Here is a 17807-nt window from a genome sequence, read left to right on the forward strand (position 1 = left end):
TAAATGGAACTCGCTGTTTATTTACTCGCAACCATGAAATGAAAGTCAACTCATAAACCTGAACACATAATATAACGAAATTATGGAGAGTATATTCAACTAAACTTTGAACATATCGAGCACGCTAAACAAGCATTAATAATCTCTATTAATCACTTTAGTCAGTTCGAAACGGCACATAAGAACTAAAATTTTTATAGTTTACATATTAGCATGCGTTAGGCAACAACACGCAAGACGAGGATGAAAAATCGTTAATGAAGCTAAAAAAGGCGATGTAGTTTTTTGACTCCAATTTCACTTCCGTTAACGAGTAAGGTTCACTATTTTGTCACAATCAAAACGTTAGACGTTGAAATAGGAATTATAAACATTTATCACGGCGGTTTAGGTACTCTCAAATCATTGTGTAAAAACGTCAGATTTAATTTTATATCGAGCTTATTGAACAATGCGCAAAGGAGCAAGGATTCAGTCATGGTTTCACTAAAGAACAAACAGAAGCATTGACTTTAGCACTATCAACACGCAATCAAGTTACATGTGGTAATGGTCTTGCCGGCACTAGTAAAATCTTCATGCAAAAAAATTTAAGCAAATGATTAAGAGAGCTAGATATGTCCTAAAAAGTATGGTTTCGACTGGTAAAACTGCAAAAAACTGCAAGCAGAATAGAATCTGGCACCGAATTTCACACTATTAACTCATTTTTACACAAACGTGCAATACGAGAGCAAACATAACATAAATGGATAAATAATAAACCAAAGAAAAAATTTTGGATTTTTGATGAAGGCAGCTTTACGCATGCGCAACAGTTTCATTACGTAACGAAAACAGCCTGTGAAGATAATGCTCATATTTTTTTCGAGATGACATTGAGCAAAATAAGCGTCAGTAGTGTAGGATAACATATTTAACATTCTAATTAATCATGGAATAAATAATGTTGAAATGACTAAAATTATGCGTTAAAAAAGCTTTTTTTCTTAATTCGAGTTCAGATAACAAATTTCAACATGATTCACTATTAAACACTCGCTTTTGTTTTAGATATACCTAACGAGGTTAGCTTATCTAACGCTTTTATTATGGCGCAAGTCTCATTAATACGAACATCATGATCTCTTAAATTCAATCTTCCTCCGAGTAATGTTTGACTCGAAATGTTCCCGTCTTTGATAAGCAACGTTTATGGTAACCACACCTTTTTTTTAATGCTGATTTGAGCTGTATGATTCCTAGTGATTAGCCACTAAATTATACGAATGATTTCGTCAAATTATCTGCTATCTTGAGCTCCATCGTATGATATTTTGTTGATTCTGCGGCAGGTCGGTTTGAACAAATTAGATAGTACCTTACCGTCAGTCACATTTGATGCGTTTAGCTCAGCAGCAATGATTTTTATACACATTTATATCTACCGCTAAATATAACTTGCGTCAGATTCGCTGTTTTCCAGCAGTGCCACGCTTTTTTGTTTTCCATTCGCCTCCACCGTAGATTGTGAGTCCCGTAGAATCAAGGACTCAGTGTGTTATGGCTCCTTTAATTTCTGCCTTGAACGCAACGTTCACCGTTTTGCCTTGCTTACTAATGCATTGATAATAAGAGCATGACAACGACAGTTGAGTAAATTGAAAAATAGAATTAATGAATTTTTATAAATTTTTCAATAGCATTGAAAGTGCATTTTTAACCATGAAAGTTGACGTAATGGCGGAGTCGCTAAATACACACGGTACCTCATGATTATCCCATTTCATTTGATTTCATAGCTGAATAGCTTTTTTATCAATCATAACGTTAGTAAACTACAATTAATTAATACTTAATTACACTATCTTCAGTTAGTCATTTTATAGCAAAGCTTGTTCTTATACTTGAATATTTAAGTAAGTTTAGCTCTTTAGCGCGTAGAGTAGATTGATAATTTAGTTTCCTAATTTAAGAAATAAAGTCCCTAAGTGATTACACAGCTCAAATTAGCGAAAGTTATTGTCTAATAGTTAATCATCTTGAAATTTGCTATCTGAATTCGAACTCGGAAATAAAGCTCTACATTGCTGTTTTCTTTATAGCCTATAATATTAACTGAATAATGCGGTCATGTAAGCTGATGAGTAAACAGTTTTGAAGTAATCATTATTTTAGACTCTCAAACCTGTACTTTCGAGTTAATCAAGTATATATGCCTCACGCTTACTACTATATGGAATAAATATGAGCGATATCTTTCAAACTAATCATGGTACTATCACGCTAAAGAAAGCGTTCGAACATGGTGTTTCTTTATATCAAAATAAAAAAAAGTATGAAGCAAGGAAAGTCTTCGAACAGATTTTAAATATTGCACCAGACAACATCCCAGCTTTACAGGTCTTGTCAGTCCTAGATGCAGAGAATGGTTCATGGCAGGAAGCTATTCGAAAACTAAATAAAGCACTGCTTGTTGAACCAAACAACTCCTCTCTTTTATTCGATAAAGCCAATATATTAGCACAACAAGGCATGAATAAGGACGCCCTAAAGATCGTTAATAATTTACTTATTTTCACTCCACATCATACAGAATTACTACTTTTACAACAACAACTTACCGCAGTAATCGGCAAATTAAGAGATAGTCGTTGTGCGGCCAAAAAAATTGCAAAAATTCAAAACCAAAAATTTCAGGCAATAAATGCAGAAATCATACAAACTCTCAAACTTATCGAGCAAATGGTAAGCTCAGGTAACCAAGAACAAGCTAAATCACTTTATCATGCCTTGTTAAGCGTAGCTGGTGACATTCCTCAAGCGCTGATCGGACTCGCTAAGTTACAACTAGCGGAAAAAAATTATGGCTCAGCCCTGCAGTTTCTGCTGCGAGGCTATAATGAGGTAAATCCTGTAAAGGACATTGTGATCTTGCTCATCCACTGCTATATTAAATTGGAACAATATCAAGCTGCACGTAAGCATTGCATTGATGGATTAAAATGCTGGCCAGATGAGATCATTCTAAGTCGTCTTCTTATACAAAATTATGAAAAAGAACAAAACTGGTTAGAAGCATACCGGATCGCTCTAGGCGCTATTAAGCAACAGCCAAATGATATTGACTTGCACTATCGGCTAGCAACCAATAGTTTTAACTTACTAAAAACTCGATATAATTTTACACGAACAGCCATCATTGAATGTCAAAAACACATTGAATTAGCGGCTGCTATTGCCAACGATGAAAACAAGGATATTCTTTCCATCTACCTCGCCGAAGTGCTTTGGTACAAAGGTGATTCCGTTAATGCAAAGAAGTTATTGGAAGATTATCTTTCGCGGTTTCCTGATGACATCGAAGTCGGATTTAATATTAGCTTTGTGTATCGCACATTAGGGGAATGGGCACAATTTTATCGTACTAATGAACTTGGTATCACCTGTGGTCGTCGCTTGCGATACAACGGTACATTACCGCAATGGGATCTCACTAGCCCGAGAGATGACATTGTTTTGGTTATGCCAGAACAAGGCATCGGTGACGAGATTTTCTATTTTCACAACCTTAAATTAATATTGAATAACTGCCAAAAAGCTTACGTTGCGTGCGACCCTCGCCTATCTAATATCTTAAAAAATGCTTATCCAGAAGCAATAATAATACCAATTAAACGCATTGACAACACAGACATTATCATTCCAGCTCATGTGCTTCCAAATATCACAAGTTGGATATCAGGCGGCAGTCTGGCAGCACTGTGTTTTAAAAATTATGGCCGTCATATATATCAATCTAAATACCTTAAGATCCCTCAGGATTTAAAACAACAATGGAAAACTCACCTAGATGCTCTACGAGCCAAAAACCAAAACGTAAAACTGATTGGTCTTTGTTGGAGAAGTGGGCTAACAGCTGCCACTAGAAACATGCACTATCTTGTTGCTGAGGAAGTAGCGTATTTACTAAAACAATTTCAGAATACCGTGTTTATTAACCTGCAATATGGTGATTGTACAAAAGAGCTGAAAAAAATTAATAAACTTTCTGACATTAATGTAGTTCAGCTTGAAGGACTCAATCTTCATGATGATTTTGATAACACTGCAGCAGTAATTAACGCCTTGGATGCGGTAATTACTGCTGGTACAGCAGTACACCGTTTAACTTCAGCAATTGGAACACCTTGTCACGTTTTCTTTGCTGGAATGGCTGATTCTATATTTGACGAGCCTCAAGCAAGCTATTGTCCCAACGAATATGGCTATTTTTATCCACCAATGATGGAAAACAAATATCCATTACTCCAATCCATCGCTAAACATGTACAGACCAATCTAAGATTGGATATTCAGTAGCTTCTTTTTCATGTATTTTATATAATCTTTTATGATGCTCGTCATAGTATGGTGACGTTAAATATTGTTTATGCCAAAATACACAACTAATTTTGTTTCCCATGTCAGGAGACTACATTATTAATCTACACTCTAAATAACTAGGCTAACTTAAATACTGAAGTCTATACATAAGCTTCGCTACAAAACAACTGACTAGGAACAGTATCATCAAACTTTAATCAATCGTAGCCCACTAATATCCTCGATTGATGAAGAAGCCATTCAACTATAGAATCAAACTAGTAAGGTGATCATAAGAGACCTCATTTATTTAACTACTTAACTCTTGTAACGGCTCTCATGGTTAAACGCATATTTTCAATGTCATTGAGAGGTCTGCAAAAATTTACTACTCTTATTTTCAAATTTACTCAACTGCCGTTACCATGCTACCACTATTCATACATTAGCAAGTGAGCCAAAATGATTAACATTGCGTTCAAGAGAAGATTACAAAAACCGTCCGGTACTTAACCATTGATTCTACGGGACTTAGAGTCTATGTAAAGGGAAATAAAAAAATAAAAAAAACCTGGCACTGATGGGAAACGGCACGTCCAATACAAATTACATTTAGCGATAAATATAAATGCTCATGAAATTATTACTGCTAAGTTAAATACATCAAACATAATTAACGGTGAAATACTACCTCATTCATTCAAAAAGACTCGCCGGAAAATCAATTAAATATCAGGCAATAGTGCTTACAACATCAAGCAATTTTACGAAACCCTTCATATTAAGCGAGTGGTTCCATTAAGCCCCCCCAAAAATAATTTATTGAAAACAAGAGCATCTGCATAATTTAGCGGTCAGTTACCAAAAATTATACAGTTTAAATCAATATTGTAACATGAGGTGTAATTGTTATAAGTGTTCCATATAAAAAATAGCCTTACTTCGAGTCAAAGAACTACTGGAAAAAACATTAATTTTGAAGGATTACAATGCTCAATTGGTTAAATTTATGCACAATAAAGGCGTTAAATAAGCTACCTGGGTTTAAGATGCCTAAAACAAAAGCACTCGTCTAATAGTTCATTATGTTAAGATGCCGTCTGAACTAAAATTAGGAAATAAAGCCTTTTTCACTGTGATTTTTTCAAAAATTATTGCTTCTTTAATATCTCGAACAAATACCGTGTTGCAAATGATCAAATCTATATTTTTAAATACATTGAGCATAACATATAACTTTATTATTTCGTTAATAGTTGTCATGGGGTAATCCGATAAACATGTTGAGAATCTACAACTCCCTTACTAAGAAAAAAGAAGAATTCAAGCCAATTTTACCAAACAAGATTGGTATGTATGTTTGTGGGGTGACAGTTTATGATTTGTGTCACATTGGCCACGGTCGTACCTTTGTATCATTTGATGTTATCTCACGTTACCTACGTTATTCAGGCTATGACCTGACATTTGTGCGTAATATCACTGATATTGATGATAAGATCATCAAACGTGCAGTTGAAAATGGAGAAACTTGTGGGTCTCTTACAAAGCGTTTAATTAGCGAGATGCACACTGATTTTGACGCATTGAACATCAAACGGCCAGATATTGAACCGCGTGCAACACAATATATCAATGAAATTATTGCCCTAATAGAGCGTCTAATTGAACGAGGCTTCGCATATGTTGCATCAAATGGCGATGTGCTGTTTGAAGTCACAAAATTTAACGCCTACAGTAAATTATCCCACCAAAATCTAGATCAGTTACAAGCTGGTGGAAGCGGTAACGTTACAGAAGTAAAGAAGAGTTCATTGGATTTTGTACTTTGGAAAATGTTTAAGCCTGGAGAACCAACGTGGAAATCACCTTGGGGCGCGGGCCGTCCTGGTTGGCACATTGAGTGCTCCGCAATGAACTCCGCTATCTTAGGCAATCACTTTGATATTCATGGCGGTGGTTCAGATTTAATTTTTCCACACCATGAAAATGAAATCGCACAATCATGCTGTGCACACGATACCCCGTATGTGAATACATGGATGCATAGTGGTATGGTAATCATTGACCATGAGAAGATGTCAAAATCTTTAGATAATTTTTTTACCATCCGTGATGTATTAATACACTACAATGCTGAAACCGTGCGTTACTTCTTAATGTCTGCACATTATCGTAGTCAGCTAAATTACAGTGAAGATAACCTGAAACAAGCGCATTCAGCAGTTGAGCGCCTTTATACGGCATTACGCGGTCTTGATGTTTCGGTTGCCCCTGAAGGCGGAAAGATATTTATTAAACGTTTCAAAGAGGCAATGGATGATGATTTCAATACCCCTAAGGCATATTCAGTTTTGTTCGATATGGTGAAAAAAATTAATAGCTTAAAATCAAAAAATGCAGTAAAAGCAGCTAAATTGGGTGCCCGTATGCGAGAGTTGACAGATGTACTTGGTTTGTTAAATCAAGCTCCAGAAGCATTTTTACAAGGCAATACACAAAGTAATGCTGACGAAATTATACAAATCAATGCGTTAATCAAAATACGCAATGACGCACGTGCCAATCAAAATTGGATAGCAGCAGATGCTGCACGTGATACGTTAACGGCTATGTATATTGAACTGGAAGATAATACCACTGGTACAATTTGGCGTCGTAAATAGCTTTTATTTTTTTGTAACCAACTAAAGGGAAACAAGTACTTAAGACCAATTATTTTAAGTAATAGGATGCTTCTAAGAAAGCTTGATAGCAAACTTCAGCACTATTCAAACCAATTTTTAATAATTACAAGTTACTACTAAATTTCTAAACCCACCATATTAATACTTTTTCAACTCCAAACCTCCCTAGAATAAATTGAAGAGGCCATAAAACAGACTAAAATATCTTCTGATGCATAAACAACATTGTCCTGCAGAGCTGGATGTGTGACTGGTTTTAAGGGCTTTATTTACTAGATCAAGGCATTAAATTATTAATCTACGCTCTACACAGCTAGGTTCACTTAAATATTCAAGTCTATGGACAAGCTTCGCTACACAACAACTCAATAGAAGTAAGTTCAACTCAGTTCATTGTATACATGATCCATCATGGAATAGAGTGATTCAAAAGTAATCAATACTCAAAACTGGCTTTGTTCTCTAATGCGAGTTCTAATTGCAAATCCCAACATGATCCACTATTAGATACTCGCTTGCATTTTAGACATACCTAACCCAATCAGCTTATTTAATACTTTTATCATTGCGTAGATTTAGCTAATCTGAACATTATGATCTCTTAGGCTCAATGTTTCTCTCAGTAATTTTTTGGTGCGTACATTACCGTCTTTGATAGGGAACGCTTGTGGTAACCGACCACTAAATTACGCAGATGACCTCGTTCTCAAAAAGTTGCTCCTTTTCTTGATAGGGTGAGTGGAGCCACTCATTTAATACGAACGATGTCATAAATACCATCCGTTGATACTTCATTGATTTTTCGGCGGGTCTTTTGGATAAGTTAGGTAGCACTTCACCGTCAATCACATTTGATATACTTCACTCAACAGCACTGATTTCATGTGTATTTATACCTACCACTAAATGTAACTTGCATCAAACTTGATATTTTCAGTCCGTACCATGCTTTTTTACTTTCTATTAGCCTTCATCGTAGACTGTGAGCCCCACAGAATCAATGGTTAAGCGCTAGATGGTTCCTTTAGCCTTCGTCTTGGACGCAACGTTAACTATTTTAGCTCGCTTGCTAATGCATAAATAATAATGGCATGACAACGGCTGTTGAAGAAGTTAAAAAAACAGAGCGAATAAATCCTTATAGACTTCTCAATGGCATTGAAAGCACGCATTTGACCATGAAAATCATAGTAATGGTTAAGTCGTTAAATAAACGAGGTCTCTTATGCTTATCTTTCTTCGTTTGATTTCATAGCAAAATGATTTTTTTAGCAATCAAAAATATTAGTGAGTTACGATTAATTAAAGTCTGATTATACTCTTTCCAATTTGTTATTTTGTAGTAAGGCATGTTAATAGACCTAAATATTTGAGTGAACCTAGTTGTTTAGAGCGAAAATTGATAACTGAGTGCTCTAATTTAGGAAAAAAACTTTATTGATGTGTACTCATTATCTTTTTACCAATTAATCTATCGTAAATTTAAATAAATTGTGAAATTTTAAGATGCTTAGACTCAGAAATTGAAGTATCATTTTGTCGTTTTGGTAGCATTTATATCAACTTGTAACCTACGAAAACTGGTTCTGAAAAGCATTTTCAAACGGAATTGAAGGTAGTGTAGCAAACTATCCAAGCACGAATGCTGACCATAAATCTCTGCAAGGAAGCACCATAAAGGCAATTACTGCCCGAGGTACCGAACTAGACAGGAAGTTATAAATTTTTTATTTTCTCCTTTGTTATTCGCTGCCTCTCCTTTTTTCACGACAGTAGAATTTATTATGATGGAATTAAAAGATCTATTCATTTCCTTTATCAATACTGGAAATGTGTTATTATGGGAAAATGTACTCATTTACCTTTTGCTTGGCACGGGATTGTATTTCACCATCCGTACTGGTTTCCTCCAGATTCGTTCATTTGGGCACATGTTCTCCCTCATCAAAGACAGCCGTAAAGGTGCTAAGGGAGGTATCTCTTCTTTTCAAGCATTTAGTACCAGCCTTGCAGCACGCATAGGCATAGGTAACCTAGCAGGAGTGGCCGTTGCTATTTACATAGGTGGCCCTGGTGCTGTGTTTTGGATGTGGGTAACAGCATTTGTTGGTATGGCTACAAGCTTCGCAGAGTCAGCATTAGCTCAAGTTTACAAAATTAACCACAAGGATAACACCTTCCGTGGTGGTCCTGCGTATTACATTGAAAAAGGCTTAGGTCAACGCTGGATGGGTATACTGTTTGCTATATGCCTAGTTCTAGCATTTGGCTTAGTGTTTAATAGTGTACAATCAAATTCAATTGCAGCAGCAATGCACATCGCATTTGGCACCGACAACACATGGGTAGGAATTATTCTTGCCATAGCCGTTGCTCCTATTATTTTCGGTGGCATGCGTTCCGTTGCTCGTGTTGCGGAGCTAATTGTGCCATTTATGGCAATTGGGTATCTAGTCGTTGCTGTTTACATTATTGCCATTAACATTACCATCATACCTGAAATTTTTGCTACAATAATTAACAGTGCGCTTGGTTTTGAACAAGCGGCAGGTGGTGCTCTCGGTGCAGCAATGATGCAAGGTATTAAACGCGGATTATTTTCAAACGAAGCAGGTATGGGTGCAGCGCCAAACGCAGCTGCAACTGCAACCACAAATCACCCTGCAGCTCAAGGCTATGTTCAAATGCTAAGTGTTTTCATTGACACCATGATTATATGCACCGCAACCGCATCTATTATCCTATTTTCTGGTATACTAGATACATCAAACGGCGTGACAGGCATTGAATTAACGCAAGCAGCTCTTGATCATGAGGTAGGTAATTGGGGTTCTCCGTTTATTGCAATTGCTATCTTACTATTTGCGTTCACATCTCTGATTGCAAACTACTCATACGGTGAATCAAACATCGAGTACATCTTCAAGAGTAAGATTGCGATTAATATTTACCGCACTGCTATGTTAGCGATGGTTTTTATTGGTACCGTTATAGACATACCAACTATTTGGATTATGGCAGACTTATCTATGGGCATGATGGCATTCGTAAACTTGGTAGCTATCTTAGCACTCTCAGAAATTGCTTTAGCACTATTAAGAGACTATGAGCAACAGCGTAAAGATGGTAAAATACCAATGTTTGACCGTAAAAAATTTCCTCAGTTAGATAAACAAATAGATAAAGATGTTTGGTAAATATAATTTTTATTATTATCTATAAAAAGAAGGAGTTACATGGCCCCTTCTTTATTAATTTAAAAATATTACTTACAAAGGCATAATCAATGAATAACCTCGTATTTCACCGTATTTTCAATAATACTGACGTCTCTATTCAAGCTGTGATGGGCTTTGTTTACTAAGATGAGTTCATGTAGCAAATTTCAATATGATTAGTGCTTAGATAAGAGCTGGTATTTGGGGCATATTTAAGGCATACTTAACCCTATCAGCTTATTTAGTGCTTTTATCATAGTACAAGTTCTGCTAATCTAAGCATTGTGATCCCTTAGGCTAAATGTTTTTATGCTAGTAGCTTTTTGATTCAAGATATAGTCGTATTTAATAGGGAATACTTATGTTATGGTAATAATACTTCATTTTACAACGCTGGTTTGCACTGTATAATCTCTGGTAATTGATTACTAAATTGTGCGAATAATCTTATTTTCAAAAAATTTTTTTGATGGAATAAGTAGAGTCGCTTGCTTACTCCAAACGATTCCATAATATTCTCAGGTGTCGTAAGCTCTATCAACTAATATGTCATTAATTTTTAGGCCACTCTATTTGTGTCAATTAGGCAGCACTTCACAGTAAGTCATATTTTATGCACTGCATTCAACAATAATGATTTCATACGTATTTATATCTAATCTACCACTACATGTAACTTTCGCCAAACTCTCCATTTTTCATCAATACCATATTTTTTACTTCCTATTCTATTCGCCTTCGTTGTAGATTTTGAAGCCTGTAGTATAAATGGCTATACGCTGGATGGTTTTTAGCCTTCACCTTGAACTCAACGTTAGCCTTTTGCGCTCGTTTGAAGAGAATATTACAACGTCAATTGAACAAATTTAACCATAAAAATTATAGTCATGACTAAATTATTAAATAAATAAGGTCTTCCATGACTATCCTGCATCGTTTAATTCCATAACTGAATAACTGCTTCATCAATTCAGAATGTTAATAAGTCATTATTGACTAAAGCTTGATTATACTGTTTTCAGTTAGTGATTTTGTAGCGAAATTTATTCATACCTGAATACTTAAGTGAACCTAATTGTTTAAAGCGTAAATTACTAGTCTAATTTTCTGATTCAAAAAACAAAACCTATCATTACTCTTGATCAGCTTCTGCTTCTAAACGACGCTCTTTACGCAATTTAGCTTCTTCCATCACCGCGTTAATTTCTGCCATCAAGGCGTCAACATCAGGATCTTCACCATCATCAATGTATATACCTGCCAATTCGGTATTTGGCTTCAAATTACCGGTTTCATACAATGCCCACATTTCTTTAGCGTATTCAGTACCAATTAATTCTGGAGCAAACTGACCATAATAATTTGTCATGTTGTTCACATCACGCTCTAGCATCCATTTGGCATTATTGTTAGCAGACGCATCCACGGCTTGAGGAAGATCAATAATGACGGGACCCAAATGATCAACGAGTACATTAAATTCCGATAAATCACCATGAATAATACCCGCACACAACATACGAGTTACATTTTTTATGATTATATCGTGGTCACGTAATGCTTGTCCACGTGTTAAGTTCACATCGTTCAGACGAGGTGCAACTAACCCTTCATTATCCGTCACCAGTTCCATTAATAAAACGCCATCAAAGCAACCATAAGGTTTCGGTACACGAACACCCGCAGCAGATAGCGCATACAAAGAATCTATTTCTGTCTCCTGCCATATTTTTTCTTGCTCATCACGACCAAATTTTGATCCTTTTGACATGGCACGAGCTCTCCGACTATCACGCACTTTACGTCCTTCACGATACGCTACAGCCTGTTTAAAACTACGTTGGTCAATCTCTTTATATACTTTAGCACAACAAATATTTCCGCCACTAGAAACAACATAAACAGATGCTTCTTTACCACTCATAAGCTGAGAAATTACTTCTTCAACCATGCCATCTTCAACCAATGGTAATAATCTAGCCGGTATCTTCATTTCACCTTCATACATGGATAATTTGTTTAAACCCCCTTATCACTACTATCTGCATGCATAGAGACAGCACTAGTGACTCGCACAATAGTTGGACGCAGGATATAAGTAAAGAAACATACACGCAGTTAAACTTCCAATTCTCACCTTCTTCCAATACAATGAATCATTGTAATATGCCTCATTTTTTTCAAGGTCCAGAACTCAGCTAACTTTAGATTACTTAAGTATACGTCATAAAAACTACTATACTCTGCTATTTAAATAATAAATATAAGGTTCCTTTTTTATTATCTTGTCACTCATTATAACCTTTTATACTTCAGAATAACTTGGAAAGTGTTGAATGTATAGGCTTTGTTTCCTAATTCAAATTTAGATAATAAATTTCAATATGATTAACTATTAAAGAATCGCTTTCGTGTTAAGCATACTTAGCTCTGTCAGCTTATTTAAAGCTTTTACTATGGCGTAGATTGCGCTCATCTCAGCATTATGATTCCTTAGGCTCAATGCTCTTCTAGTAATTTTTAACACGAAACATTACCGTCTCTGATAGATAACGTTTATAGTAACTATGTCTCATTTTCCAATGCTGATTTGAGGCGTATAACTACTTGTAACTAACCGCTAAGTGACGCGGATGACCTTGTTTCCAAAAAATTGCTCTTCTTCTTGGTAGGATGAATGAAACCGCTCGTTTAATACGAACGGTTTCATAATATTGTTTGGCATCGTAAGCTTCATGGCCTGGTATTTCATTAATTTTTAGGAGGGTCTGTTCGAGTAAATAAAGTAATATTTCGCCGTCCATAACGTTCGATAAACTTAACTCAGTAGCAATCATTTGATGCATATTTATATCTATCGCTAAATGTAACTTCTGCCAGGTTCGTTGTTTCCCATCAGTGCCATGCTTTTTTACTTCCATTCGCCTTCACCGTAGACTTTGAGCCCCGGAGCATCAATGGCAGGTGCTAAATTATTCCTTTATTTTTCGTTTTAAACGTAAAGTTAACCATTTTGGTGCACTTGCTAATGCATTAATAGTAAAGATATGATAACGGCAGTTGAACAAGTTTAAAGATATAATTAATGAGTTACCGCAAATCTCTCAATGGTTTTGAAAACATGCATTTAACCATGAAGATCATTGTAATGGCTAAATCACCAAATAAATAAATACTGACCGGATTGTTCTACTTAGTTTGATTTTATAACTGAATAACTTCTTCATCAATTCGGAATATTAGTAAGCCATACTTGATTAAAATTTAATTATACTGCTTCCAGTTAGTTATTTTGCAGCAAAGTTTATTCATAAACCTGAATATTGAAATGAGCCTAGTTGCTTAGCAGTGTTAATTGAAATTTAAGTTCCCTAACTTAGGAAATACAACTGATTACCATAAATTCTGGCCAGTAAAGACAGCAATGGTTCGAGTTAAAAAACTATTGGAAGGGACATTGAGACTAAGAGATCATAATGCTCAGATTAACGCAGCTTACGCCATTATAAAATTCTTAAGTAAACTGACTAGGCTAGATATGTCTAAAATAAAAGCAAGCGCATGATAGTTCATCATGCTTGAATTTACTATCTAAACTAAAATAATGAATAATACTTGTATCTATAACTTATATTAAGAGCTAGCCGTTAGTAGTAATATACTTGTTCACGTTTTAAAAAACTAAGAGTTTCGCTGTATCACTATGCTTTCACTTGACGTGCAAGAAGCCGTACTTATTTATGAGGTAAACAAATCAGGATTTACATAGGCCATAAAATATCTTTTTCTAGCTTTAGTCTGTTTGGGAACTACGGTTCAAAAAAATTATTATTTACTAATTCAGTTATTATGAAAAACAAACGTTCAATTGCTTATACATATTAAAGATCAACGAAAATACACGATAAAATCGTTAAAATATTAATTGAACATAGTATTCCTTTTAAATTACAGTCAATCTATTAAGTATACAATACATTTTTAAGCAAAATGTTAGCAAAGATGGTGCCTCGAGGCGGAATTGAACCACCGACACGGGGATTTTCAGTCCCCTGCTCTACCGACTGAGCTATCAAGGCAACAGGTCCTATTAGATAGGAGAGGCAGTTTTTTGTCAAAATAAATTATTACATAAATGTCTAATTGCTGCTTTTTTAGGCTTTGTTTACTAATTCGAGTACAGATGACAAATCCCAACATGATGAACTATTAAGCAATTTCTTTCGCTTTAGGCATACTTAGCTCTGTTGGCTTATTTAGTGCTTTTACCATGGCGTTAATCTCACTAATCTAAGTTGTGTGATTCCTTAGGCCCAATGTCCCTCCCAGCAATTTTTTGACTCAAACTATTGCTTCTCTGCTAGGGAACGTTTCTGGTAACCGGTTTTATTTTTTAAAGCAGGGAACTAAATTTTCAATCAACACTCTAAACAGTTAGGCTCACTTCAATATTCAGATCTATGAACATCTGAGCTACAAAACAACTAACTGGAAGCAGTATCATCAAGCTTTAATCAATCAGGCCTCACTAATATTTTGGATTGATAAAAAAGCTACTCCGCTATGAAATCAAACGAAGCAGAGTAATAATGAAAAATTTCGTTATTTAGCGACTTAGCCATTACGATGGCCCTCATGGTTAAATGCGTATTTTCAATACCATGAAGAGGTCTGCAAGGATTCATTAATCCTGTTTTTAAACTTGCTCAACTGTCGTTGTCATACCCTCACTGTTCATGCATTAACAAACAAGCCAAAAGGGTTAACGCCACGTTCAAGATGAAGAATAAAGGAAGCATCAAGCATTTAGCCAGTGATTCTACGGGGCTCAAAGTCTACGGTGCAAAATGGCACTGATGCGAAGCCGAGAGCCTGGTGCAAGTTACATTTAACGGTAGATATCAATACGAATGCAATTATCGCTGCTCAATAGAATACATCAAATATGACTGACAGTGAGTGCTATCTAACTTACTCAAACAGACCCGTCGAGAAATTAATAAAATATAAGTCGATAGTGCTTACGACACCAGGTAATATTACGTAACCGCTCGTGTTAAATGAGCAGTTTCATTCATCCTACCAAAAAAAGTGCTTTTTGGACGCGAGGTCATCCGTGTAATTTAGCGGTCAGTTATCAAAAGTTATGCGGTTCCAATCAACATTAAAAAATAAGGTATGGTTACCATAAACGTTCCACAACAGAGACGACAATGTTTAAAGTAAAACAACTACTAAGAGGGGCATTGAGCTTAAAAGATCATGATGCTCAGATTAGTTAAATGTGCGCCATGATAAAAACGTTACATAAACTGACCGGACTAGGTATGCCTAAAATAAAATAATTGTTTAATCATTAATGATGTTGGGATTGGCTATCTGAACTCGAATTAGGAAATAAAGCTCCAAAAAGTTGCTCCTTTTCTTTATTTTATGCGTGGAACCGCTCGCTTAATGCTAACGGCTGCGTAAAATTGTTTGATGTTGTAAGCACCATCAACTTATATTTCATTAATTTTCGATGGTCTGTTTGAGTAAGTTAGGTAGCACTCACCGTCAGTCACATTTGATGTATTCTACTGAGCAGCGATAATTGCATGCGTATTTATATCTGCCACTAAATGTAATTTGCGTCAAATTTTTCGTTTCCCATCAGTACCATGCTTTTTTACTTTTTATTATCCTTCACCGTAGACTTTGAGCCCCATAGAATTAATGGTTAAGTTCTAAATGCTTCCTTTATTCTTCGTCTTGCACGTGACATCAACCGTTTTAGTTCGCTTGCTAATGCATGAATAATCATGGCATAATAATAGCAGTTGAATGAATTTAAAAATAAAATTAATGAATCCTTGCAGACTTCTCCATGGCATTAAAAATACGCATTTAACCGTGAGGGCCCCCGTAATAGTTGCGTTACTAAATAAACGAGCTCTCCCATGATTACTCTGCTTAATTTGATTCCATAGCGGAATAGCTTCTTCATCAATCCAAAATATTAGTGAGCCCACGATTAATTAAAGCTTGATTATACTGCTCCCAGTTAGTTGTTTTTTAGCAAAAATTATTTATAGACCTGAATGTTTCAGTCAGCCTAACTGCTTTAAATATTACTTAAAAATTTAGTTCATGATTTAGAAAATAAAGCCGATTACCATAAACGTTCCCTAACCAAAACGGCAATAGTTCGAGTCAAAAACTACTAGGAGAGACACCAATCCTAAGCCGTCACACAACTCAGATTAGCGAAACTTATACCATGGTAAAAGCATTACATAAGCTGATAAAACTAAGTATACCTAATAAGACAGCTATTATCTAATAGTTGATCATGAAGGGATTTGCTATCTAAGCCCAAATGAGGAAACAAAGCCTTAATGCGTATCTGGGGATATCCTCCCAAAATGTCGCATTATTAAATTTGATGACTAAAAATTTTTCCATAAATTTTGCATTGGGAGAACAATGGGATATTACGAAAGTAATAAATATTAAAAAATATTTGCACGTTGAGCTAGAATAATCAGACAGTTTGCTTATTAATGGAAGCGCAATATCACGTGTTGATGCTCCAGAGTTACAACTCATACTCGCCGCTAGGATTATTTATCACAATCAAACTATTCATTGGCAATGGCAAGGCGCGTCTAGTGCATTAATGAATGCGGCAAAACGTTGGGGGGGATTAGTTAAACAATTAGGCTTAAGCGGTTTTATTGAATAAATTTTTATGTAGTGACAGTCTACGAAAAATTTTAGCTGTGGACGATTCAGTTTTAATTCGTCAGATGGTAAGTCACACACTCAAAGAAGCAGACTATCAAGTATAAACGGCTAATAATAGTGCAGAGGCCATCTTAAAAGCTAAATCCGGAAACTATGACGTGATTATATCTGACATCAATATACCCCATATCGATGGCTTGGAACTAATTCAGCAAGTTCGTGCTATTCCGCAATATAAGTTTACACCGATCCTCATACTTACCACAGAAACGTCTGCGGAGAAGAAGAGCATAGATAAGTCCTCTGACGTAACTGGCTGGATCGTTAAACCTTTCAATCCAAATACTCTTCTGTAAACCTTGCAACTGGTCATCTCAATATTTGGCTAAGAAGAATATTATGGCTTTGGACATGAACTAACTACGCAAAAATTTTTGAACGTGAACTGCTCACACTTAATTCTAATAGTGAAGTATCTTTTCAAATTTTTCATTCGATTTTTCGAGCTGCACACTCAATCAAGGGCGGAGGTGCAACATTTACTTTTCATGGAATTAGTCAGTTTATCCATGTTATAGAAACACTTCTTGATGAAGCGAGAAAAGGACAGCGCATTCTTGATATCGATACGATTGATCTGCTACTTAAAGGAGGCAACTGCATCAACAGTATGTTGGTGGTTTATGGAACTGATTCTAGTTTTAATCATATAAAACGTGATGTAATAGCCGTCAAAAGAAAGTATTGTTGAATCGGATGATATTAATGGCAAGGGTAATTGGATTATTAATTTTAAACTGAACAGGAATATGTTTTTTGCAGGCAATGATCC

General features: G+C 35.6%; 8 protein-coding genes, 1 tRNA gene and 6 pseudogenes. 9 read left to right on the top strand and 6 right to left on the bottom strand.

The genetic code is table 11. The features are described from left to right. Nucleotides 1-1282 precede the first annotated feature (1282 nt). Nucleotides 1283-1417: a hypothetical protein gene (locus BTN50_RS12060; protein WP_394336769.1), complete on the bottom strand. Its 135-nt coding sequence runs from the start codon at nucleotides 1415-1417 to the stop codon at nucleotides 1283-1285. A gap of 809 nt (nucleotides 1418-2226) precedes the next feature. Between BTN50_RS12060 and BTN50_RS02665 the strand changes: the two genes are divergently transcribed. The 3 genes and pseudogenes from BTN50_RS02665 (at nucleotide 2227) to cysS (ending at nucleotide 7010) form a co-directional block, all read left to right on the top strand. Further along, entirely contained in the window at nucleotides 2227-4341 is a 2115-nt protein-coding gene (locus BTN50_RS02665; protein ID WP_096618930.1) for a tetratricopeptide repeat protein, read from the top strand. Nucleotides 4342-4561: 220 nt separating this feature from the next. Further along, nucleotides 4562-5420, top strand: a pseudogene (locus BTN50_RS02670) (transposase). A 204-nt stretch (nucleotides 5421-5624) separates the two neighbouring features. Further along, complete coding sequence (gene cysS, locus BTN50_RS02680; RefSeq protein WP_096618932.1) at nucleotides 5625-7010, top strand: cysteine--tRNA ligase; 1386 nt, start codon at nucleotides 5625-5627, stop codon at nucleotides 7008-7010. 524 nt (nucleotides 7011-7534) lie between these two features. Here the strand turns inward: cysS and BTN50_RS02685 are convergent. Next, nucleotides 7535-8382: pseudogene (locus tag BTN50_RS02685) on the bottom strand (IS5 family transposase). Between the two features lie 433 nt (nucleotides 8383-8815). On the opposite strand from BTN50_RS02685, the gene BTN50_RS02690 reads away from it, so the two are divergent. Beyond that, nucleotides 8816-10228, top strand: coding sequence for an alanine/glycine:cation symporter family protein (locus BTN50_RS02690; RefSeq protein ID WP_096618933.1), 1413 nt, complete (start codon nucleotides 8816-8818; stop codon nucleotides 10226-10228). Between the two features lie 1153 nt (nucleotides 10229-11381). Here the strand turns inward: BTN50_RS02690 and BTN50_RS02695 are convergent. After that, complete coding sequence (locus BTN50_RS02695; RefSeq protein ID WP_096619521.1) at nucleotides 11382-12242, bottom strand: PA4780 family RIO1-like protein kinase; 861 nt, start codon at nucleotides 12240-12242, stop codon at nucleotides 11382-11384. A gap of 402 nt (nucleotides 12243-12644) precedes the next feature. Next, nucleotides 12645-13513 (bottom strand): annotated as a pseudogene (locus BTN50_RS02700) (IS5 family transposase). A gap of 160 nt (nucleotides 13514-13673) precedes the next feature. Here BTN50_RS02700 and BTN50_RS10000 point away from each other — a divergent pair. Then, on the top strand, nucleotides 13674-13814 hold the full coding sequence (locus tag BTN50_RS10000; protein ID WP_161492922.1) for a hypothetical protein: 141 nt from the start codon (nucleotides 13674-13676) through the stop codon (nucleotides 13812-13814). A gap of 438 nt (nucleotides 13815-14252) precedes the next feature. On the opposite strand, the gene BTN50_RS02710 is transcribed toward BTN50_RS10000, so the two are convergent. Next, nucleotides 14253-14328 (bottom strand) — tRNA-Phe (locus tag BTN50_RS02710). A 389-nt stretch (nucleotides 14329-14717) separates the two neighbouring features. On the opposite strand from BTN50_RS02710, the pseudogene BTN50_RS02715 reads away from it, so the two are divergent. Then, nucleotides 14718-15531: pseudogene (locus BTN50_RS02715) on the top strand (IS5 family transposase). Nucleotides 15532-15678: 147 nt separating this feature from the next. Here the strand turns inward: BTN50_RS02715 and BTN50_RS10900 are convergent. Then, a pseudogene (locus tag BTN50_RS10900) lies at nucleotides 15679-16267 on the bottom strand (IS5 family transposase); the annotation flags it as partial. Between the two features lie 514 nt (nucleotides 16268-16781). Between BTN50_RS10900 and BTN50_RS02725 the strand changes: the two are divergent. The 3 genes and pseudogenes from BTN50_RS02725 to BTN50_RS09340 all read left to right on the top strand — a co-directional run bounded on the left by BTN50_RS02725 (nucleotide 16782) and on the right by BTN50_RS09340 (nucleotide 17726). Continuing rightward, nucleotides 16782-16973, top strand: a complete 192-nt coding sequence (locus BTN50_RS02725) for a hypothetical protein (protein WP_235610982.1) — start codon at nucleotides 16782-16784, stop codon at nucleotides 16971-16973. Between the two features lie 64 nt (nucleotides 16974-17037). Further along, nucleotides 17038-17331, top strand: a pseudogene (locus BTN50_RS02730) (response regulator). Between the two features lie 161 nt (nucleotides 17332-17492). Then, the gene (locus BTN50_RS09340) at nucleotides 17493-17726 is read left to right on the top strand and encodes a hypothetical protein (protein ID WP_235610993.1); all 234 of its coding nucleotides are present in this window, start codon (nucleotides 17493-17495) and stop codon (nucleotides 17724-17726) included. The last annotated feature ends 81 nt before the right edge of the window (nucleotides 17727-17807 follow it).

Source organism: Candidatus Enterovibrio altilux, from assembly GCF_002381345.1.
Taxonomy (GTDB): domain Bacteria; phylum Pseudomonadota; class Gammaproteobacteria; order Enterobacterales; family Vibrionaceae; genus Enterovibrio; species Enterovibrio altilux.